At 71.3% G+C, this 20,538-nt stretch carries 19 protein-coding genes; 10 read left to right on the top strand and 9 right to left on the bottom strand.

All coding sequences use genetic code 11. The features are described 5' to 3' along the window. Positions 1–8: 8 nt before the first annotated feature. From H5965_RS41570 to rnhA, 4 genes are all read right to left on the bottom strand, one after another. The gene (locus H5965_RS41570) at positions 9–3,086 is read right to left on the bottom strand and encodes a glycosyl hydrolase 2 galactose-binding domain-containing protein (protein ID WP_310976651.1); all 3,078 of its coding nucleotides are present in this window, start codon (positions 3,084–3,086) and stop codon (positions 9–11) included. A gap of 117 nt (positions 3,087–3,203) precedes the next feature. Beyond that, positions 3,204–4,436 (bottom strand): hypothetical protein, encoded by a 1,233-nt coding sequence (locus H5965_RS41565; RefSeq protein ID WP_310976650.1) that lies wholly within the window; start codon positions 4,434–4,436, stop codon positions 3,204–3,206. 32 nt (positions 4,437–4,468) lie between these two features. After that, on the bottom strand, positions 4,469–4,849 hold the full coding sequence (locus tag H5965_RS41560) for a YchJ family metal-binding protein (RefSeq protein ID WP_310976648.1): 381 nt from the start codon (positions 4,847–4,849) through the stop codon (positions 4,469–4,471). 33 nt (positions 4,850–4,882) lie between these two features. Then, positions 4,883–5,344 carry a ribonuclease HI gene (gene rnhA / locus H5965_RS41555; RefSeq protein WP_310976647.1) on the bottom strand — a complete coding sequence of 154 codons (462 nt, stop codon included), beginning with the start codon at positions 5,342–5,344 and terminating at the stop codon, positions 4,883–4,885. 74 nt (positions 5,345–5,418) lie between these two features. On the opposite strand from rnhA, the gene H5965_RS41550 reads away from it, so the two are divergent. The 3 genes from H5965_RS41550 (at position 5,419) to H5965_RS41540 (ending at position 8,422) form a co-directional block, all read left to right on the top strand. Next, positions 5,419–6,123, top strand: coding sequence for a Crp/Fnr family transcriptional regulator (locus H5965_RS41550; RefSeq protein WP_310976645.1), 705 nt, complete (start codon positions 5,419–5,421; stop codon positions 6,121–6,123). A 505-nt stretch (positions 6,124–6,628) separates the two neighbouring features. After that, on the top strand, positions 6,629–7,555 hold the full coding sequence (locus H5965_RS41545; RefSeq protein WP_310976643.1) for a hypothetical protein: 927 nt from the start codon (positions 6,629–6,631) through the stop codon (positions 7,553–7,555). Between the two features lie 84 nt (positions 7,556–7,639). Next, positions 7,640–8,422 (top strand): DUF1684 domain-containing protein, encoded by a 783-nt coding sequence (locus tag H5965_RS41540; protein WP_310976641.1) that lies wholly within the window; start codon positions 7,640–7,642, stop codon positions 8,420–8,422. A gap of 22 nt (positions 8,423–8,444) precedes the next feature. Here H5965_RS41540 and H5965_RS41535 read toward each other — a convergent pair whose 3' ends face one another. The 3 genes from H5965_RS41535 to H5965_RS41525 all read right to left on the bottom strand — a co-directional run bounded on the left by H5965_RS41535 (position 8,445) and on the right by H5965_RS41525 (position 11,106). Then, complete coding sequence (locus H5965_RS41535) at positions 8,445–8,936, bottom strand: hypothetical protein (RefSeq protein ID WP_310976640.1); 492 nt, start codon at positions 8,934–8,936, stop codon at positions 8,445–8,447. Positions 8,937–9,034: 98 nt separating this feature from the next. Further along, entirely contained in the window at positions 9,035–10,228 is a 1,194-nt protein-coding gene (locus tag H5965_RS41530) for a UvrD-helicase domain-containing protein (RefSeq protein ID WP_310976639.1), read from the bottom strand. A 200-nt stretch (positions 10,229–10,428) separates the two neighbouring features. Continuing rightward, entirely contained in the window at positions 10,429–11,106 is a 678-nt protein-coding gene (locus H5965_RS41525; protein ID WP_310976637.1) for an MBL fold metallo-hydrolase, read from the bottom strand. A gap of 109 nt (positions 11,107–11,215) precedes the next feature. Here H5965_RS41525 and H5965_RS41520 point away from each other — a divergent pair, with 109 nt between their 5' ends. Together H5965_RS41520 and uvrA are read left to right on the top strand one after the other, a co-directional pair. Continuing rightward, positions 11,216–12,421: an acyltransferase gene (locus tag H5965_RS41520; protein ID WP_310976636.1), complete on the top strand. Its 1,206-nt coding sequence runs from the start codon at positions 11,216–11,218 to the stop codon at positions 12,419–12,421. Positions 12,422–12,497: 76 nt separating this feature from the next. Beyond that, positions 12,498–15,350, top strand: a complete 2,853-nt coding sequence (gene uvrA / locus H5965_RS41515) for an excinuclease ABC subunit UvrA (protein ID WP_310976635.1) — start codon at positions 12,498–12,500, stop codon at positions 15,348–15,350. 12 nt (positions 15,351–15,362) lie between these two features. Here uvrA and H5965_RS41510 read toward each other — a convergent pair whose 3' ends face one another. After that, positions 15,363–15,899, bottom strand: coding sequence for a fibronectin type III domain-containing protein (locus H5965_RS41510; RefSeq protein WP_310976633.1), 537 nt, complete (start codon positions 15,897–15,899; stop codon positions 15,363–15,365). Between the two features lie 224 nt (positions 15,900–16,123). Here H5965_RS41510 and H5965_RS41505 point away from each other — a divergent pair, with 224 nt between their 5' ends. From H5965_RS41505 to H5965_RS41490, 4 genes are all read left to right on the top strand, one after another. After that, a complete protein-coding gene (locus tag H5965_RS41505; protein WP_310976632.1) occupies positions 16,124–16,627 on the top strand; it encodes a hypothetical protein in 504 nt (167 codons plus the stop codon). A 146-nt stretch (positions 16,628–16,773) separates the two neighbouring features. Further along, entirely contained in the window at positions 16,774–17,325 is a 552-nt protein-coding gene (locus H5965_RS41500) for a sigma-70 family RNA polymerase sigma factor (RefSeq protein WP_026469270.1), read from the top strand. Beyond that, a complete protein-coding gene (locus H5965_RS41495; protein ID WP_310976630.1) occupies positions 17,322–18,032 on the top strand; it encodes a zf-HC2 domain-containing protein in 711 nt (236 codons plus the stop codon). The genes H5965_RS41500 and H5965_RS41495 overlap by 4 nt, the downstream gene beginning before the upstream one ends. 1 nt (position 18,033) lies before the next feature. Beyond that, positions 18,034–18,477 (top strand): SRPBCC family protein, encoded by a 444-nt coding sequence (locus tag H5965_RS41490; protein ID WP_310976629.1) that lies wholly within the window; start codon positions 18,034–18,036, stop codon positions 18,475–18,477. A 126-nt stretch (positions 18,478–18,603) separates the two neighbouring features. Here H5965_RS41490 and H5965_RS41485 read toward each other — a convergent pair whose 3' ends face one another. Continuing rightward, positions 18,604–20,028 (bottom strand): DHA2 family efflux MFS transporter permease subunit, encoded by a 1,425-nt coding sequence (locus H5965_RS41485; RefSeq protein WP_310976627.1) that lies wholly within the window; start codon positions 20,026–20,028, stop codon positions 18,604–18,606. A 104-nt stretch (positions 20,029–20,132) separates the two neighbouring features. On the opposite strand from H5965_RS41485, the gene H5965_RS41480 reads away from it, so the two are divergent. After that, on the top strand, positions 20,133–20,531 hold the full coding sequence (locus H5965_RS41480) for a helix-turn-helix domain-containing protein (RefSeq protein WP_310976626.1): 399 nt from the start codon (positions 20,133–20,135) through the stop codon (positions 20,529–20,531). The last annotated feature ends 7 nt before the right edge of the window (positions 20,532–20,538 follow it).

The raw sequence follows: 20,538 nt of genomic DNA, 5'->3' as shown, positions 1-20,538 counted from the left end.
CTCGAGCGTCAGACGGTGATCTTGTCGACGTTCGGGCCGCCGTTGGCGGTCGTCGCGGTCGCCTTGATCTTGTTCGTCCCGGCCGTCAGGGTGACCGGGATCGAGACCGTCTGCCAGGTGTCCCAGTTGCCCGTTCCACCGAACGCCACGGCCGAGGCCACCTTCGTGCCGTTGACCGTGATGTCCATCGGGCGGTTCGCCGTGGTGCCGTTGGCGAAGCGCAGGACGACGTTCGCGCTGCCCGCCGCGGCCGCGGGCACGGTGAACTCCACCGCGCTGCCGACCGCGTTGTCGTAGTTGACGAACCCGGTGCCGGTGAAGCCCGCGTGGTTGGACTCCGCGACGCCGTTCGTGATCGTCGCGTCCTCGGCCTGGTAGTCCACCGGGTCACCGGGGCCGGGGCCGGTCGAGCCGTCCGCCGGGATCGTCTTCGTCCCGGTGTTCCAGCCCGCGACCCGCACCGACGGCGCCGCTCCGTGCAGGTCCGCGGTCCGGTACGTCGCCGTCAGCGTCGTCGACTCGCCCGGCCACAGGCTGACCTGGTTGTCGGTCCACCGGACCGGCAGCACCGGCGCGCCCGCCGTGCCGACCACGTGCGCGTCGACGAAGAACGCCGGCACCTTGCCTGTCGAGGGGTTCGAAAGCGTCACCTTCGTCGTCGTGGTGCCGTCGGCGTTCGCCGTCGAGGTCGCCGAAGACCCGAGCGTGACCGAACCCAGCGAGTTCAGCCCGGAGAGGTCCGCGTACGACGTCGTGGGCGTGTAGTACCAGTCGCTGTTGCCCCAATCCAAGGTGTCGGCCTTGGTGGACAGCCAGTACACGTTCCGGCTGACCTCCTTGCCCGAGGAATCCGTGAGCACCAGCTTCGCCAGGTACGTCGTCGACAGCCCGCTCACCGAACCGATGGTCAGCGCCGTCGTCTTCGCGCCGTCACCGCCCACCGAAACGCTCTTCGACTGGTCGAACTTCGACGTCCCGTCCAGGTTGAACAGCTGCACGCGGGCGGTCAGCCCCGACGCCGCGTCGTGGTTGTGGTTGACCACCACGACCGACTTCGTGTCGTACGAGTACTGGATGTGCAGCGGCTCGTTCGCCTTCTTGGCCCCGAAGTACGAGCCGTTCTGGTCGAGGTAGGCGTCGAACAGCTGCCAGTGCAGCGACGTCCAGCCGCTGTTGAGCATCCAGTAGATGATCCCGGTGGCCGGGTTCGAGCTGTCGCTGAAGTTCCGCGAGTGCGACTCGAACTCGGCGCGGACGTTCTCGTACTGCGCCAGCTGCGCCTTCCGGACGAAGTCGGCCAGGCTCGACGGCTTGCCGTAGCGGCCGGTCAGCGCGTCGCCGAAGAGCTTCAGGTTGGCGAACGTCGAAGACGACGACCGGTGGTACTGCGCGGTCGACGGGCTCTTCCACATCGTGTCGAGCTCGCTCGCCGACATCATCCGCTTGAGCGTGTCCATCGTCGGGATGTCCGGCCCGGCGCTGGTCTCGGAGTTGAAGCTCCACGCACCGCCGAGGTCGCTGTGCGCCTTGTCGTACCAGTAGTTCGGCGGGACGTAGTCGTACGGCCCGTTCATCTTCATCCCGGACGACCCCAGCTGCGGCGACGACTTCGCCGACGCGGCCGGGACCACCGGCGTCGCCCAGTCCGCGGCGGACAGCGCGTCGAGGTAGTTCTTCTCGATCGTCGCGTCGGGGGCGAAGTCACTGCCGATGAGGAAGGAGATGACGCTCGGGTGGTCGCGCAGCCGCTCGGCCTCCGCGGTCATCGACGCCTTCGCGATCGGGTAGTCCGCGGCGGTCCACGGGTCGCCCTTCTCGCTGCCGTTGACCTGGCCTTCCCACTTGTCGCAGCACTCCCAGCCGGGCAGCGTGAGCACGCCCATCCGGTCGGCGAGGTCGAAGAACTCGTCCGGCTCGATGTGGCCCTCCAGGCGCACGGTGTTGAGCCCGAGGTCCTTGACGTAGGCCAGCTTGTCGGCCGCGAACTGCTCGTTCCAGCGCAGGAACAGGTCCGGCGAGTAGCCGCCGCCCTTGATCAGCAGCGGGCGCCCGTTGATCGTGTAGGACCGGCCGCCGCTGGCGTTCTTGTTCGCCGTCACCGTGCGCACGCCGAAGCTCGAGTGCGAGGAGTCCGACGCCGTCCCGCCGACGCTCGCGGTCAGGTCGAGGTCGTAGAGCGGCTGCCCGCCCATCCCGGCCGGCCACCAGAGCTGCGGGTTGTCGATCCCGACCACGCCGAACGTGACGGTTTTCTTCTCCTTGGCCGCCAGCGAGACAGTCTGGCTGATCGCCCGCCCGGCGACCGTGCCGGACACCGTCGCCGAGACGGCGGCCGCGGAGTCGTTGCGGACGTCGGCCTTCACCGTCAGGTCGGCGTGGCTCGTCCCGGTCAGCTTCGTGACGACGTGGCCGCCGCGCAGCGCCACCGGGCCGCTGCGCCGGACCAGGACGTCCCGCACGATGCCCATGTTCTGGTCCGGCGGGGTCTGCGCCCAGTCGATCCAGCCCATCGACAGGTCCTTGTTCGGGTCGTTCGGGTAGACCTTGAACGCGACGCTGTTCGTGCCCGCCTTCACCAGCGCGGTGATGTCGAGGTCGTGGCGGGTGTAGGCGCCGTTGACCTGCGTCTTGTCGGCGACGCGCGTCCCGTTGACCCAGACGTCGGCCTTGGACAGCACGCCGCTGAAGTCGAGGTACGTGCGCTGGGTGGTGTCGGCGACCGTGAGGTCGGTGCGGTACCACCAGGGGACCTGGAAGTCCGCGGTCGGCACGTTCTTCATGTTCGTCGAGTAGAACGGGTCGGCGTACTTGCCGTTGGCCAGCAGGCCGGCGTAGACGGTCGAGCGCGGGCCGACCGGGTACCAGCCGGCGGTGTTGTAGCCGGGCTTGGAGACCGCGGCGTCGTCGCTGACCTGCGCGGACGTCTGGATCAGGAAGCCGGGGACCGCGGTCGCCGGGGCCGCGGCCGCGACCACCGCTCTGACCGGTTCCTGCCCGGTGGCCGGTGCGACACCGGTGCCGCTCGCCGCGACGGCCAGCACCGCCGCCGCGAGGAGAGTCCGGGTTCTTCTCTGCCGATAGCTCACTAGCGCGCCTCCTAGGCACCCACGGCGGCGGGGGACAGCGGACCATCGTTAGGGAACTTTCCTAACAATTGCGACGATCGTAGCGGCCCGCTCACGCCGGGAACAGAGGCCGTTTCGTCAGACCCGGGCCGCCTGCCACGCCGCGGCGGCCCGCAGGGCCAGCAGGAGCGGCAGGGAACCGTCTTCCCAGAGCCGTTGAGGAAGTGCCTCGCTGAGCGGGACACCGCCCGCCAGCGCGGCGCCGATCGCGGCGAGGTCGACGTCGAAGAGCGTCAGGCCGGCGCTGTAGAGCCGCTCGCCGCTGACCGGCCGGCGCCGGGCGACCTCGGCGCTGTCCACCGCCAGCTCGGTCCGTCCGAAGAACTCCGGCTTGGCGCCGCGTTCCATCCAGCGCGCGAAGCCGACCACCTTCGTCTCGCGGACGTCCTCGGGGGTCAGGCCGCTCTCCTCGCACAGCTCGCGTTCCATCCCGGCGCGGACCGCGGTGTGCAGGAACCGGCGCCGGCCGCCGTCGGGCGTGCGCAGGTCGCGCGGCTCGAGCGAACCGCTGCCGGAGGGGGCGAGCAGCAGCCCGCTGACGGAGTTGAGCGGCGACTGCCGGACGGTGACCAGCTTGCCGTCGGTGGTGAAGGCGACCGTCGAGACGCCGACGAGGTCGGCCAGCGCGCTGCCGCTCAGCTCGCGCAGCGCGCCGGCGCTGTCGGTGAGCTCGGCCTTGCGCAGGTCGTACTCCTCGCCGGTGCCGGTGCGGGTGATCCGGAGCGCGGCGAGCTCGTTCGAGCAGACGGCGTCGAAGAACCGCGCCCGGTGCAGCCGGATCGGCGCGGGCCGGGCCCCGGTGGCGGGCAGCGGCTCGCCGCGCATGCCGACGATCGGGCCGTTGAACAACAGGCGGCCGCGGGCCCGCAGCGGCAGCACGTGCGGCGCGGTGGCCTTGAGCGACGGCGGCAGCCGGTACGGCTCCTCGGCGACGTCGATGGTGTGCCGCTCTTCCCACAGGTCCCGGTCGATGGCCGCGCTGACCAGCGCGGTCCCGCGGGCGGGCACGGCGAGGTAGGCCGACTCCGGGTAGGCGGCGGGCGGCGGCAGTTCCGCGGTGGGGAAGGGAGCGGCGATGGTGGTGAACTCGAACCCGGCCCACCGCCGGCGCAGCAGCCGGACGTCCCGGGTGAAGGTCGCGACCCCGAGCGCGAGCGCGACGACCGAGAGCACGACGCCGACGGCGCTGGGCAGGATGGTGACGACGCCGAGCACGACTCCCAGCCCGGACGCGGCGAGCGGCCACTCCCGGGCGCCGAGGAAGCCGAGGTAGTCCGCTTTGGCCCGGGCGCGGCGCGTCAGTTTTCCCATCGCCGCACTGTTTAGCACGCCGGGCGCGGGCTTCAGGCCTCCGCGTCGAGATAGACCCAGTGGCCGTCCTCACGCCGGAAGCGGCTGTTCTCCTCCAGGAAGCCGTCCCGGCCCCGGTGGCGGTAGTGCGCCCGGAACTCGACGGTGCCCTCGGCGTGCAGCAGGCCGCCGCCGGTCCGGCCGAGGATCTCCAGCCGCGTCCACTCCTGCCCGGGATCGAGCGTGAGCTGCCGCGGCCGCGTGCCGGGGTCCCAGGTGCGCAGCAGGTAGCCGGTGTCACCGACGGCGAAGGCGCTGAACCGCGACCGCATCAGGAGCTCGGCGGTGGGAGCGGTGAGACTGCCGCTGTGGAACCGGCCGCAACAGGCGGCGTAGGACTCGGCGAGGCCGCACGGGCACGGAGCGGGAGGCATCGGCGAATTCTGCCACGACCGTCCACTCCGGACTCAACCGGCGTTGACCGGCTTCCCGCTCTCCCGCGCCTCCTGGGCACCCCGCACCGCGAGCCGGTCGGCGCGCTCGTTCTCCGGGTGTCCGGCGTGGCCCTTGACCCACAGCCATTCGACCGTGTGGCCGCCGATCGCCGCGTCCAGGCGTTGCCACAGGTCCGCGTTCTTCACCGGGGCGCGCGCCGCCGTCTGCCAGCCGTTGCTCTTCCAGCGGGGCAGCCACTGCGTGATGCCGTTGCGCACGTACGTGCTGTCCGTGTAGACGCGCACCTGCGACGGCCTCGTCAGGCTCTCCAGCGCGCGGATCGGCGCCGTCAGCTCCATGCGGTTGTTCGTCGTCGGGGTGGCTTCGCCGCCGTACAGCTCGCGCTCGTGCCGGCCGTAGCGCAGCACCGCGCCCCAGCCGCCCGGTCCGGGGTTCCCGCTGCACGCGCCGTCGGTGTAGATCTCCACGTCCACGCGGCGACCCTACCGGTCGCGCCCCTCGCCCCGGGCCGCCACGCCGGGTTACGGTGAACCTCCGGAGGGGAACCATGAGCGGGCACGACGACACGGCGGAGGGGGCACTCCTGGCCTACCTCGCCGACGCCGATCGCGAGTACCTGCTCGCCCGCGGCACCCGGCGCCGGTTCCGCGCCAACGCCCTCGTGCTCATGGAAGGCGACCCCTCCGACCACGTCCACGTGCTGGTCTCCGGCTGGGTGCGCGTCTCCACGATCGTCGAGGACGGCCGCGAGGTGCTCTTCGGCCTGCGCGGCCCCGGCGAGGTGCTCGGCGACCTCGCCGCGGTCACCGGGCGGCCGCGGTCGGCGTCGGTGCGCGCGATCGAACCCTGCACCGTCTTCCAGCTGACCGGCGCGGAGTTCGTCGACGTCCTGCACGCGCGGCCGGCGATCGCCATCGCGACGATCAAGACGGTCGCCGCACGCCTGCGCAACGCCGAGTCCGCCCGGATCGACGCGGCCGCCTTCGACGTCAGCCGCCGCGTCGCGGTCGTCCTGGTCCGGCTGGCCGAGGAGCGCGGCCGGACCGTGCCGGAGGGCGTGGTCGTCGACGCGCTGTCGCAGGAGGACATCGCCGCGCAGATCGGCGCCGCCCGGCGTACCGTCGCACGGGCGCTGCGGGTGCTGCGCGAGCGCGGGATCGTCGAGACCGGCCGGCGCCGCTTCCTCATCCGCGAGCTGCGCGTCCTGCGGGCCTTCGCCCACTCTGAGCCAAACGGCACACAAGACCGGTGACAGCAGGCCTCTGACCGGCGGCGCCGCCCGGCGATCCTGGACCCGGCCGGGAAAAGAATGCGATGCCACCCGGCCGGATTTCTGATCAGCGAGGTCGGGGAGCCCGTGCCGTGAACGCCCACTGCAAGATTCCGACCCCCGGTGAAATCGGTCTTCGCCGCGTTCGTGGCCGGCGCCCTCGCGGGTTTCGCGGTGGCCGCCGGAAGCGCGGCGGAACCGGCAGCTCCGGCGTTGCACGGCTCCGCACCGCTTTCCACCTCGGCCCGGGTACAGCGATGAGGAGGTGTGTCTGATGGAGAGCCACTCGATCTGGGCCCTGATCTTCGGGTGAACCGACCTGTGGTGAAACCGGCCGGCCGGCTCGTGGGGGGTCGGTCGGCCGGTATTCCCGAATGCCGGCGGTCGCGATTTGTGCTGCTTTCCGAGAACGGGAACTGGTAACGTGGGAAAGTCTGCCGCGGGGGGACGAGGGGGTGGGACGACGGACGAGCACACCTCCCCCTTCGTGCGCGAGCTGAACGAACTGCGCCGCGGCCGCGGTCTCGACGCCGCCGATCTGCACCAGCGGATCGGTCCCTGCCTGCGGGCGGCCTGCGCGATCACCGAAACCGACCAGCCCGCCGCCGCGCGCCAGAAGCTCGTGCTGCGGCTGACCGAACTCTGCGGACGGCTCCCGCCGGACCTGAAGCTGGCCGCGCTGGCGGCGCTGGGCCTGCACGAAGAGGCCGCGGGGGAGTTCCTCGACCGCCGGATCTCGTGGCTGGCCAGCGTCCTCGACCGCGACCCGCGCACCGCCCGCCGCCGCATCGACCTGGCCTTCCGCCGGATCGACGAGCTGCTCGGCGCGCCCGCGCCCCGCCGCGACCCGCACCCGCTGGCGGGCTGGTACGTCGAGTCGATGAAGGCGATGCTCCGGCTCGACCGCACCCCGGCGGAGCTGCAGGAGGAGCGCCGGATCGTCGCCGAGGTCGACGAACTGGACGAGCTGGTCCTGCCGTTCAGCGTGCCGGCCGAACCGGGCAGCGACCCGGTGCCGGACATCACCGCGGACGCGTTGTTCGGCGGCGAAATCGTCGAAGCGCGCCAGATGTCGGCCAGCCACGCGCAGTTCATCATGCGGTTGCCGAACCCGCTGCGGCTCGGCCAGCGCCACGAGTACGGCATCCGGTTCACGCCGCGGCGCACGGAACTGCGGCCGTACTACGCCATGACGCCGTTGCGCCGCTGCGAGGAGTTCACGGTGCGGGTCCGGTTCGACCGGGCGGCCCCGCCGTCGCGGGTGTGGCGCCTCAACGGCGTCCCGGGCCGGGTGGTCGACGACGGCATCGACTCGGGTGACGCGCTGACCGTCAACCGGGTCGGCGAGGTCGGCCTCGAGTTCCACGACCTGCACCAGGGCTTGAGCTACGGGCTGCAGTGGTCGTTCGACTGACACCGGAGTCCGGATACTGGGACGTGGAATAGCCGCGCCGGCCCCGGGTTGGCACAGTCGTAGCCGACGGAAAAGGGGCCCGCGATGAGCACGTTCACCCAGGAGTGGCAGGACTGGAAGGCCCGGCGCGAGACCGACCTGGCCGAGCCGCACGGCTGGCTGGCGCTGGTGTCGCTGGACTGGCTGACCGGCTCCCCGCGCGAGTACCCCGGCATCCCGGGCCGCTGGTGGCAGGACGCCGACGCGGCGTACGTCGACCCGGCCGGCGCCTCCCTCTCGCACGACGGCGAGCCGATCACCGACGTCCGGCGGTTCGAGCTGGTCAACAGCGGTGCGGGCACGCGCGTGCTGTCCGGTGACGTCGAGATCGAGGTGGCCCGCCGGTCCGGGTACCTGATCCGCGTCCACGACCCGAAGGCCGAGGTGCTGCGCGAGTTCCGCGGCGTCCCGGCGTACGAGCCGTCGCCGTCGTGGGTGCTGTCCGGGCGGTTCGAGCCGTTCGACGCGCCGCGGCCGACCACCGTGGGCGCGGTCGTGGAAGGCCTGAGCCACGTCTACACGGCGCCGGGTGTCGTCCGCTTCTCGCGCGACGGCGTCGAGCACACGCTGACGGCGTTCAACGGCAAGGACGGCGGCTTCAGCATCCTGTTCACCGACGGGACGAGCGGTGTGACGACGTACGCCGCCAACCGCTCGCTGCCGGTCGGGGCGCCGGGCGCGGACGGCACGGTGACGCTGGACTTCAACCGCGCGGTGAACCTGCCGTGCGCGTTCACGGACTTCGCGACGTGCCCGCTGCCGCCGGCGGGCAACCACCTGCCGTTCGCGGTCGAGGCGGGGGAGAAGATCCCGTACGAGCGCGGGTGACTCCCCCGCCGGCCTCACCCGGTCAGTGGGCCACGTCGATCACGACGCGGTTGGGCGCGGTGAGCGTGAAGACGTTCACCGCGGTCCGCGACCGCACGCCGAGCCCGATCGAAACCTGACCTTCGAAGTCCCCGGTGACGGCGACGGCCATGACGTTGCGCAGGTTCCGCGTCCGGAACTTCGTCGGCCCGGGGTAGGTCGGGTTCCCGTTTTCGTCGTGCGCGGCGGCCGGGTGGACGGCGACGTCGATGAAGAACTCCCCGGTGAGCCACACGATTTCCCCGCTGGCGTCAGCGGTCAGCTCGTCGACGAGCTGGTAGGAGACGGTCGGCGCCGGCCCGCTGGTGAGGTCGAGCACGACCCGGTCGAACCCGGTGTTGAGCCCGGTCCGGATGTTCGTCATGGTCGGGGTGACGGGAGCGGCCTGGGCGGGTCCCGCGGCGGCGGCGAGAATCCCGCCTCCGGCGATCAGCAGGGCGGCAGCGGCGAGCGCGCGCCACTTCGGTCTGGACATGGTGGGCCTCCTGGCGGAGAGAACCGATGGGTGTCCCAGCGCTGGGTGCGCTGGAGACGCCCGGTTCGTCCGCGAAGTTGCCCCGGTGTCCTCTATCGTTACCCGGCTGCTCCGTCCGGGTCCGCGACCTCGTCGACGACACCCCACCAGAGGAAGTCGCGAGCGCGCGTCGCCGCGACGAGGCGCTGCCGGTCGCGCAGCTCCGACGCCTCCTCCGCGGCGGCACCGCTTTCGCCCGCCCGGGCCGGGAACTCGACGACCAGCACGGCCTGGAAGTCGAGGCCTTTCGCGCGGTGCACGGTGCCGACCTTGAGGTGCTCGTCGGGAGCGCCGGAGTAGTCGTCGAGGGACAGGACGGGGATGCCGGCCTCGCGCAGGATCCGCCGGCACCGGACGAGGTCCTGGCGCTGGAAGACGATCAGCGCGGTCTGCCCGAGCGGGGCGTTCAGGCCGGCGATCCGCCGGGTCAGTTCGGCCGCGAGGTCCGCTTCGGTGCCGCGCCAGGACACCGCCGTCCCGCCGGTGTTGCCCGCTTCGGCGTTCTTCAAGGCGATCCCGGACGCGCCGTCGAGGTCGTCGACTTCGTTGCGTGCGTCGAACCGCTGGGCGAAGGCCAGGACTTCGGTGCGGTTGCGGTAGTTGACCCGCAGCACCTCGCCCCGGCCGAGGACCGGGATGCCGGCGTCGGAGAGCCGCCAGCCGCCCGGGTAGACCTGCTGCTGGCCGTCGCCGACGAGAAGGAGCTGGTTCGGGCCGGTGCCGGCCAGCTCCTTGATCAGCCGGAGCCCGTTCAGGGTGATGTCCTGCACCTCGTCGACGACCACCGCGGCGTACCGGGTTTCCAGCGGCTCCCGACGCAGCTCGGCGAGCGCGATGTCGATCACGTCGTTGTAGTCGTGCAACCCGCGCTCGGCGAGCATCTCCTGGTAGGTCTCGTAGAACTGCCACACCGCGGCCTTCTGCTCGCCGCCCAGCCGGACCTCGCGCCCGCGCCGGGTCGCCGGACGGCGGTACTCCTCGAGCGTGGTGAACCCGCGGCCCTTGATGACCCGGTCGAGCTCGGTCCGCCAGTACTCGTCGTGCCGCTCGATCGGCTCCAGCATGGCGCGGTGGCGCGACCAGGCCCGGCCGAACGCGGTCCGCACCCCGCGCGCGTCGACCTCGACCGGCCGTCCGCGTTCGGTCAGGAACCGGCGCACCCAGGCGTGGAGGTGCACGAACTCGGCGCGGCCGCCGAATTCCGGGGCCAGCCGGCGGAACGCGGCCTCGTGGACGGGCGGCAGGGTGCGCACGAAGGTGGTGAAGAGAACGGGCCCGGAGGTCCGCCGGGCGACGTGCCGGAGCCGGTCTCGACGAGCAGGGCGGTGAGAATCCGGCGGCGGTCGCCGTCGAGCTGCGGGATGTGCTCGGTGAGCAGGGCCGAAGCCTGCTGCTCGAGCACCCGCTTGGCGTGCCTGGTGAGACCCACCGGCCCTCCCCGTCCGTCGCGCGGTCACCAGCCGCGCTCGCGCCACTCCTTCAGCTTCGGCCGCTCCGCGCCCAGCGTCGAGTCGTCCCCGTGGCCCGGGTAGAACCACGTCTCGTCCGGCAGTTCCCCGAAGAGCCGCGTCTCGACGTCGTCCAGCAGCGACGTGAAGTTCTCGGGTGACGACGTCTTCCCGACCCCGCCCGGGAACAGCGAGTCCCCGGTGAACAGGTGCGGGTGCCCCGCCGGGTCGCGGTACAGCAGCGCGATCGAGCCCGGCGTGTGCCCGCGCAGGTGGATCACCGACAGCGTGACTTCGCCCACCGTCAGCGTGTCGCCGTGCTCGACCAGGAAGTCCGGCGGCACCGGCAGCGGTTCGGCGTCCAGCGGGTGGGCCGCCGTGTTCGCGCCGTTCGCTCCCGCCACCGCACCGAGGGCCTGCCAGTGGTCCTGGTGCTGGTGCGTCGTGACCACCGTCTTCAACGACGGCCGGTCCGGGCCGTGGCCGATCAGGTCGGAGATGCGGTCCGGGTCGTTCGCCGCGTCGATGAGCAACGCCTCGTTCGACGCCCGGCACACCAGGAGGTACGCGTTGTTGTCCATCGGGCCGACGGACAGCTTGGTGATGGTCAGCGCGTCGAGCGTGCGCCGGGTGGCGTCGCCGCCCGGGTCGACGTGCCCCGTGTAGGTGTCCACGATGTTCACCGTGCACACGGTAGTCGTTTCGCTCCAACCGGTTCCACCCGCACAAGCGGGCGCTCACCGCGCCACGTAGGCTCACGGCGACCCCAGCCCAGCCGACCTCAGGACGACCGTGCCCACCTCCCCGACGCCGCGCCGGATCAGCTGGGACCTCCTCCGGGTCGTCGCCGTGCTGGCCGTCGTGCTCGGGCACGTCACCCACCAGGGTGCCCTGCTGCACCCGGAACTCACGGGGTACCCCTTCCGGGTGACAGCGCAGTTCGGCGCCGCGATCCTGCTGGTGATCTCCGCCTTCTTCGTTTGCGCCAGCCTCCGCAAGGGCAACCCGCGCCGGTGGCTGTGGAACCGCGTCGCGCGCCTCGTGCCCGCCTACCTGGTCGCCGTCCTGCTGACCTACGTCGTGACGCGGTGGGCCGCCATCTCCTTCAGCGGCCTGCCCTACCCGCCCGGCGTCACCGGGTTCCTCTTCGGCGTCCCGCAGGGCCCGCCGACGGACCCCTCGCCGTGGTACATCCCGACCTGGCTGGACCTGCTCGCCAACCTCGGCATGGTGCAGGAGTGGGGCATCCGGTCGGAGACGTTCTACTACCTCGACGGCTCCTACTGGACGCTGCCGGTGCAGCTGCTCGCCTTCACCGGCGCCGCCCTGCTGTGGCCGCGGTCGTGGCGCACCCACCGGCTGACCGCCGCCCTGCTCTGGGCGCTGATCCTGGTCCCGCTCGCGCTGCGGTTCCTCGTCTTCGCGCCCGGGACGGCGAGCCCGGTCGTCGAGACGTTCTACTACGGCCTCGGCCTGCACCGGCTGCACGTCTTCGCCATCGGCGTGGCGATCTGGCTGTGGGCGCAGCGGCGGCTGAAGACGTGGCACATCGCACTCTTCGTGCTCGCCGCCGTGGCCGCGCAGGACCTGCAGGTCTTCCCGTTCCACGTCGCGCTGCCGCAGGACGCGCAGCGCTGGCCGTCCACGATCGGGTTCGCCGTGCTGCTCCTGCTGGTCTGCGTGGCCGCCCGCGGCCCGGACTGGCGGTTCCCCGGACTCGCGCGGATCGCCCCGGCCGTCACCTGGCTCGCGGGCATCTCGTATGGTCTTTATCTGGTGCACCAGGAACTGGGCTACATCCTGGCCCGCGCCCTGCTCGACCTCGGCCTCCCCGGCTGGCTGCGGCTCCCCGTCGTCGTCGGCGCCGCCGTGCTGGCCGGCTGGGCGGTCACCGCGGGGGTCGAACGCCCGGCCCACCGGTGGCTCACCAGACGTCGAAAGCCCGAAGAACCGCAGGTCAAGGACGCGGAACCCGTTTTTGTCGGTGGTGGCTCGTAGCATGGATCGCGGCCGCCCGTGCAGCTTGACACCGGGTCGGCGACCGCACTGAAGAAGACATTGAGAGGACCCTGGCGTGGCTGATCGCCTCGTTGTTCGCGGTGCCCGCGAGCACAACCTCCGCGGCGTGGATCTCGACCTGCCCCGCGACAGCCTGATCGTGTTCACCGGCCTGTCCGGGTCCGGGAAGTCGAGCCTCGCCTTCGACACCATCTTCGCCGAAGGGCAGCGCCGCTACGTCGAGTCGCTCTCGGCGTACGCCCGGCAGTTCCTGGGCCAGATGGACAAGCCGGACGTCGACTTCATCGAGGGCCTCTCGCCCGCGGTGTCGATCGACCAGAAGTCGACCTCGCGCAACCCGCGCTCCACCGTGGGCACGATCACCGAGGTCTACGACTACCTGCGCCTGCTCTACGCCCGCGCCGGCAAGGCGCACTGCCCGACCTGCGGCGAGGCGATCAGCAAGCAGACCCCGCAGCAGATCGTCGACCAGGTGCTCGCCATGGAGGAGGGCACCCGGTTCCAGGTGCTCGCCCCCGTCGTCCGCGGGCGCAAGGGCGAGTACGTCGACCTGTTCGAGAACCTGCAGCAGCAGGGCTACGCGCGCGTGGTCGTCGACGGCACGGTCCACGCGCTCACCGACCCGCCGAAGCTGAAGAAGCAGGAAAAGCACCAGATCGGCGTGGTCATCGACCGCCTGACCGTGAAGGCGGCCTCGCGGCAGCGGCTCACCGACTCGGTCGAGACGGCGCTGCGCCTGGCCGACGGGCTGATCGAGCTCGAGTTCGTCGACCTCCCGGAGAACGACCCGCACCGGATCCGCGGCTTCTCCGAGAACCTGGCCTGCCCGAACGGCCACCCGCTGGCCATCGAGGACCTCGAGCCCCGCTCGTTCTCCTTCAACTCGCCCTACGGCGCCTGCCCGGAGTGCACCGGCATCGGCATCCGCAAGGAGGTCGACCCGGAGCTGGTGGTCCCGGACGACGAGCTGTCGCTGGCCGAGGGCGCCATCGCGCCGTGGTCGGGCGGGCAGAGCGCGGACTACTTCATCCGCCTGCTGGAGTCGCTCTCGGAGACCATCGGCTTCCGGATGGACACGCCGTGGCGGCGGCTGCCCGCGCGCGCCCAGAAGGCGGTGCTGCACGGCGTCGACGAGCAGGTCCACGTCCGCTACAAGAACCGCTACGGCCGCCAGCGCTCGTACTACGCGAACTTCGAGGGTGTCATCCCGTTCCTCGAGCGGCGCCAGGAGCAGACCGAGTCCGAGTACATGCGCGAGCGGTACGAGGGCTACATGCGCGAGGTGCCGTGCCCGGCCTGCCAGGGCACCCGGCTCAAGCCGGAGATCCTCGCGGTGACGCTGCAGCACAAGACCCGCGGCGACATGTCCATCGCCGAGGTCTGCGCGCTGTCCATCGCGGAGGCGTCCCAGTTCCTCGACGAGCTGGAGCTGGGCCAGCGCGAGGCGATGATCGCCGGCGCGGTGCTCAAGGAGATCCAGGCCCGGCTGCGCTTCCTGCTGGACGTCGGCCTGACGTACCTCTCGCTCGACCGCGCGTCCGCCACACTTTCGGGTGGTGAAGCGCAGCGCATCCGGCTCGCGACGCAGATCGGCTCCGGCCTGGTCGGCGTGCTGTACGTGCTGGACGAGCCGTCGATCGGCCTGCACCAGCGCGACAACCACCGCCTGATCGAGACGCTGACCCGGCTGCGGAACCTGGGCAACACGCTGATCGTCGTCGAGCACGACGAGGACACCATCCGCTCCAGCGACTGGGTGGTCGACATCGGCCCGGGCGCCGGCGAGCACGGTGGCCACATCGTCCACAGCGGACCGTACAAGAAGCTGCTGAAGAGCAAGGAGTCGCTGACCGGGCAATACCTGTCCGGCCGGCGCCGGATCGAGGTGCCGGCCATCCGGCGGCCGATCGACAAGAAGCGGCAGCTGACCGTGGTGGGCGCGCGCGAGCACAACCTGCGCGGGCTGGACGTCTCGTTCCCGCTCGGCTGCCTGGTCTCGGTCACCGGCGTCTCCGGCTCGGGCAAGTCCACGCTGGTGAACGACATCCTCGCGACGGTACTGGCGAACAAGCTCAACGGCGCCCGCCAGGTGCCGGGCCGGCACACCCGGGTGAACGGCCTGGGCAACGTCGACAAGCTGGTGCGCGTCGACCAGTCGCCGATCGGGCGGACCCCGCGGTCCAACCCGGCCACCTACACGGGTGTCTGGGACCACGTCCGCAAGCTGTTCGCCGCGACCACCGAGGCGAAGGTGCGCGGCTACCAGCAGGGCCGGTTCTCGTTCAACGTCAAGGGCGGCCGCTGCGAGGCGTGCGCCGGCGACGGCACGATCAAGATCGAGATGAACTTCCTGCCGGACGTCTACGTCCCGTGCGAGGTCTGCAAGGGCGCCCGGTACAACCGGGAGACCCTCGAGGTGCACTACAAGGGCAAGACGGTCTCGGACGTGCTCGACATGCCCATCGAGGAGGCCGCGGAGTTCTTCGAGCCGATCAAGGCCATCCACCGCCACCTGCAGACGCTGGTGGACGTCGGCCTCGGCTACGTCCGGCTCGGCCAGCCCGCCCCGACGCTGTCCGGCGGTGAGGCGCAGCGCGTCAAGCTGGCCAGCGAGCTGCAGAAGCGCTCGACCGGCAAGACGGTGTACATCCTCGACGAGCCGACCACCGGCCTGCACTTCGAGGACATCAGCAAGCTGATCGGCGTGATCAACGGCCTGGTCGACAAGGGCAACACGGTGATCGTGATCGAGCACAACCTCGACGTGATCAAGACCTCCGACTGGATCATCGACATGGGCCCCGAGGGCGGCTCGGGCGGCGGCACGGTGGTCGCCGAGGGCACCCCGGAGCACGTGGCGGACATCGAGGACAGCTACACCGGCCAGTTCCTGAAGACGGTCCTCTAGGCCGGCCGGCGGCTACCGCTCCTTCCCCGTGGTCTGGTGGACCACGGGGGAGAGCGGGCCGTAGTGCAGCGTCCGGAGCCGGAAGGCCGACTGCTCCTCGCCCGGGAGCAGTGAGAGCGCGCAGGTCGTCACGTCCGGGTCGGTCACCTCGACCGGGTCGAAGTCCGGCGCGCCCGGACGCCGGATCTCCAGGAGGAACCCGGCCTCGTCGCTCGAGCGGTCGGCCCAGGTGAACGTCACCGTGTCACCCGAGGTGGTCGCGCGCAGTTCCGTCGACACCGGACCGGTGAACGGCTGTTCCCGGTAGTAGAACGGCGTCTCCGGGATCAGGTCCGGGTGGTGGTAGCTCGTCGTGTGGGCGGGCAGGAACCGCAGCGTCGTCCACGGGCCCGCCGGGTCGTTGGCGTAGTCGACGCGGTGCCCGGCGTCGTCGTCCGGCCAGCTCAGCGCGACGTCCGTGGGCGTGGTCAGGGTCGCCGTGAACGAGGGCGCCGGGGCGGAGCAGCCCACGGCCAGCAGCGCGACCACGGCGAGGGGTTTGACGGGCACGGCGGCCTCCCGGAACGGCGGGGGCGGCGGTGCGGACGTGACCGAGCTTAGGAAGCCGTCCGCACGGCGACAAGATCGTGCCGATCACCGGGACACACCAATCCGGCGGCGAACCGGCACCGAACGGCGCGAAAACCCGGCTGAACCGTTTCGCGCCCGCCGCCGTGTTCTGGGTGTCGAGGTCCGCCGGATGGCGGAGCCGCCCTCACCGAGGAGAGAACGTCATGAACCGTATCCGGCCGGTGGTCGTCAGCGCGGTGGCGCTGTTCGCCGTCGCCTCCCTGTCCGCCTGCGGTGACATGGCGGGCGGTGCCCAGGGGCCGCAACACGGGGAGCCGGGGCACAAGATGCTCCAGGTCGCCACGGTCGACGGGGTCGGCGCGGTGGTCACCGACGCCGACGGCAAGACGCTCTACCGGTTCGACAAGGACCTCTCCTCGCCGCCGACGTCCAACTGCGACGGTGATTGCACGAAGTCCTGGCTGCCGATGCTGGCCGGGGTCGCCACCCCGATGCTCAAGGGCATCCAGGACACCCAGGTGGGCACCGCGACCCGCAAGGACGGCAGCAAGCAGATCACGCTCAACGGCTTTCCGCTGTACGAGTACGCGGGCGACAAGGCCGCGGGCGACATGAACGGCCAAGGCGCCAACGGCACGTGGTTCGCCGTCGCGCCCGACGGCAGCAAGATCACCGCGAAGAGCAAGGCCGGCGGCGCCGGGTACTGACAGACGACGGGTTTCCGGGCAGAACGAGGAAGGACGGGCAGCCGATGAACACCATGGTCGCGCTGCGCTCGGCGCACGCACCGCCGGTGGAGCTGAGGGTTGCAGTACTGTCCTCGCCGACTCAGAACACCGTCGGGAGGACGAGGGTGGCCATAGGAGGCAGGCGGCCTAAGAAGGCCAAAGGCGAAGACCTGATTCGGCAGCTGTACGCCGAACACGGGCGAAGCCTGCTGGCCTACGCGACGAGGCTGACCGGGGATCGGGCGGCAGCCGAGGACGTGGTCCAGGAGACGCTCGTCCGTGCGTGGAAGCACGCGGACGACTTGCAGAACGACGGGAAAGGCTCGGTGCGCGGCTGGTTGCTGACCGTCGCGCGCAACCTGGTCACCGACCGGGCACGGGCCAGGGCGGCCCGGCCACAGGAAGTGGCCGAACCGGCCGAAGGGGTGCCGACCCCGGCCGTCGAGCGCGATCACGCCCAGGGCGTGGTCGACTCGATGACCGTGCTCGGCGCGATGGACGGGCTGTCCAACGAGCATCGAGAGGTCCTGGTGGAGATCTACTACCGGGGACGGACGGTGGCCGAAGCGGCGAGAACACTGGGCGTCGCACCGGGTACCGTGAAATCAAGGTCGTACTACGCACTACGAGCACTCAGAGCAGCGATGATTTCGAGCGGAACGGAGGTGGCGCGATGAACTCGGTGGACGAGAGTCACACGCAGCTCGGCGCGTACGCCCTCGGCGCGCTCGATCCCCACGAGGCGGCCGACTTCGAGCGGCGGCACCTGCAGACCTGTGCGCAGTGCCGGTTCGACCTGAACGAGCTCGTGGCCCTGCGCGACTCGCTCGACGAGGTACCGCCCGAGGCGTTCCTCGAAGGGCCGCCCGAAGGCGGGGACCTGCTGCTGCAGAAGACCCTGCGCCGGGTGCGCGACGAGGAAGAGCGCGTGGCGCCGCCCCGCTCGTCCCGCCGGGGCCTCGCCCTGGTCGCGGCGGCGGTGCTGGTGGTGGCCGCCCTCGGCGGCGGCGTGCTGGTGGGGCGGCAGACGGCCTCGGACGGCGGCGGGACCATCGCGGCACCGCAGTCGGACGTTCCCGGCACGAAGAACGTCGAAGGGCGGGATCCGACCACCGGTGTGCAGCTCGCCGCGGCGGTGGCCCCGTTCCAGGGCTGGGTCAAGGTGGACGTCAACGTCAAGGGCGTCAAGGCCGGCGAGAAGTGCCTGCTCCAGGTGGTCACCAAGGAAGGCCAAGCGGTGACCGCGGGCAGCTGGCAGGTCTCGGAGAAGTGGGAGAACCAGGGCTTCAACCTCGACGGGTCGGCGCTGGTCGCCCCCGACGACGTGAAGTCGGTCGACATCGTCACGGTGGACGGCCGGAAGCTGGTCTCGGCCCAGGTGTGACGTGACGGGCGCGCGCTACCGGTTCCGCAGCACGTGGCTGCTGCCGGGAACCGTGCCCGGGCGGGTGTTCGGCGTGGTCACCGACCTCGCCGGCTACCCGAGGTGGTGGTCGGACGTCCGCGCGGTGCGCCGCGTGGACGACGACACCGCCGAGCTGGTTTGCCGGTCCCGGCTGCCGTTCCGGATCGTCGTCCGGATGCACCGGGACCACCAGGACGAGCGCACGGGCCTGATGCGGGTCAGGCTCAGTGGCGACCTCGACGGGACCCTGACGGGAGCGGTCCGCGCGGCGGGCGCGGGCACGCTGCTGGAAATCACCCAGGACGTTCAGGCCCGGAAGGAGTTGCTGCGGCGCTTCGACACGGTGGCCCGGCCGCTCTTCCGCGCGAACCACGCGCTGATGATGCGGCGGGGCCACCGTGGGCTTTCGGCCTACCTCGCGTGATTTAAGGGTCGACTCACGTGATTGAGAGGTCGACACGCGTGATTGAAGGGTCGACACGGAGAGGAAGCCGTGTCGACCCTTCAATCACGGGTGCCGACCCTCTGATCACGCGTGTCGACCCTCGGATCACGCCTGACCGGCGACGCAGACCTCCGGCTCGGGGGCGACCGGAGCCGCGGCTCGCCGGGGGCGCCGGGCCAGGACCAGGCCGCCCAGCGCGACCGCCGCGATCAGGAAGCCCGCGCTGACCCCGTAGGCCAGCCGGAACCCGGCCGCCAGCGCCTCCCGGTGAGCCACTCCGCCCAGGCTCTGCGTGCGGGACGCGGCCACCGCCGCCAGCACCGCCGTGCCGACCGCCGCCCCCACCTGCTGGGTCGTGTTGATCAGCCCGGACGCCACGCCGGCGTCCTCCGCCGGGACGTCCGCCATCGCCAGGCCCATCAGCGCCGGGATGGCCGCGCCGGCGCCGAGGCCCATCAGCAGCAGCGGCGGCAGGACGTCGGCGAAGTAGGAGCCCGACACCCGGGTGAGCAGCAGCAGGCCGGCGATCACCAGGCCCAGCCCGGCGAGCAGCACCGCCCGCGGGCCGAACCGCGTGGCGAGCTTGTCCGCGAAGCCGAGCGACGCCACCGCGATCACCAGCGGCACCGGCAGGAACGCGACGCCGGTCCACAGCGCGTCGAGACCCAGCACCTGCTGCAGGTACAACGCCGTGACGAACTGGAAGCCGAGCATCCCGGCGACCATCAGCACCATCACCACGTTCGCGCCGGTGACCGCGCGGATCCGGAACAGCCGCAGCGGCAACAGCGGCGTCCGCGCCTTGGCCTGGCGCACCGCGAAGGCCGCGAGCAGCACGACGGCCGCGGTGACGGCACCCCAGGACGACGCCGAAATGCCGTATACGCCGAGCATCACCGCGGCGGTGACCAGGACGGCGCCGAGCACGTCCAGTCCGTTGCGCAGGCCGGTGCCACGGTCCGCCTCGACGACCCGGACGGCCAACAGCAGCGCGGCCACGCCGATCGGCAGGTTGACGTAGAACGTCCAGTGCCAGCTCAGCGCCTGCGTCAGGGCGCCACCCGCGATGAGCCCGATCGACGCGCCCGCCGCCTGCGTGAAGCTGTAGACGCCGATCGCCTTCGCCCGGGCGCGCGGCTCGGGGTACATCGTGACGATCATCCCGAGCACGACGGCCGACGCGAGCGCGCCGCCGACGCCCTGGGCGAACCGCGCCACGACCAGCACGCCCGCGTCGGTGGCGAGGCCGCCGGCCAGGGAGGCCAGCGTGAACAGGCTCAGCCCGCCGAGGAAGACGCGGCGGCGGCCGAGCAGGTCGCCGAGCCGTCCGGAGAGCAGGAGCAGGCCGCCGAAGGCGACCAGGTAGGCGGTGAAGACCCAGGACAGCCCGGCGGGCGTGAAGCCGAGGTCGGCCTGGATCGCCGGCAGCGCCACCGCGACGATGCTGCTGTCGAGCACGACCATCAGCGAGGCGGCGCAGAGCACCGCCAACGCGAGGCCGCGCGAGCGGGTGGGGTGGTTCTCGGCCATGTCAGGCCCCTCCAGTCGAGAGTTCCCCTGGTCGTCGCCAGGGCACTTCTTGTAACAGTGCCCATCATGTGTGACCATGGTCGTCCGCGTAAGGAGGCACTTCCATGTCCCAGGGGAACATCGGTGTACCCCTCCAGGTCACCGAGATCGACCCGGAGAAACTCGACGTCTGCACGGTGCTGGAGGTCATCAACCGGATCAGCGGCAAGTGGGCGATCGGGATCCTGCTGGAAGCGATCCGCGGCCCGGTGCGGTTCACCGAGCTGGAACGCGCGGTCGAAGGCATCAGCCGCCGAATGCTGACGCTGACCCTGCGCAACCTCGAGCGCGACGGCCTCCTGGAGCGCACGATCTACCCGACCGTCCCGCCGCGCGTGGAGTACGAAGCCACGGCGATGGCGAAGGAGCTGTACCAGTCGCTGAACGGCCTGCTCGGCTGGGCGGAGCAGCACCGCGACGACATCGCGGCCGCCCGCGTCGCCTACGACGCGGCCGCCGGCTGAAGACGTG

This window comes from Amycolatopsis sp. 505 (genome assembly GCF_031625235.1).
Classification (GTDB): Bacteria; Actinomycetota; Actinomycetes; order Mycobacteriales; family Pseudonocardiaceae; genus Amycolatopsis.
Note: the sequence above shows the minus strand (reverse complement) of the source record. Positions and strands in the feature narration are given on the sequence as shown.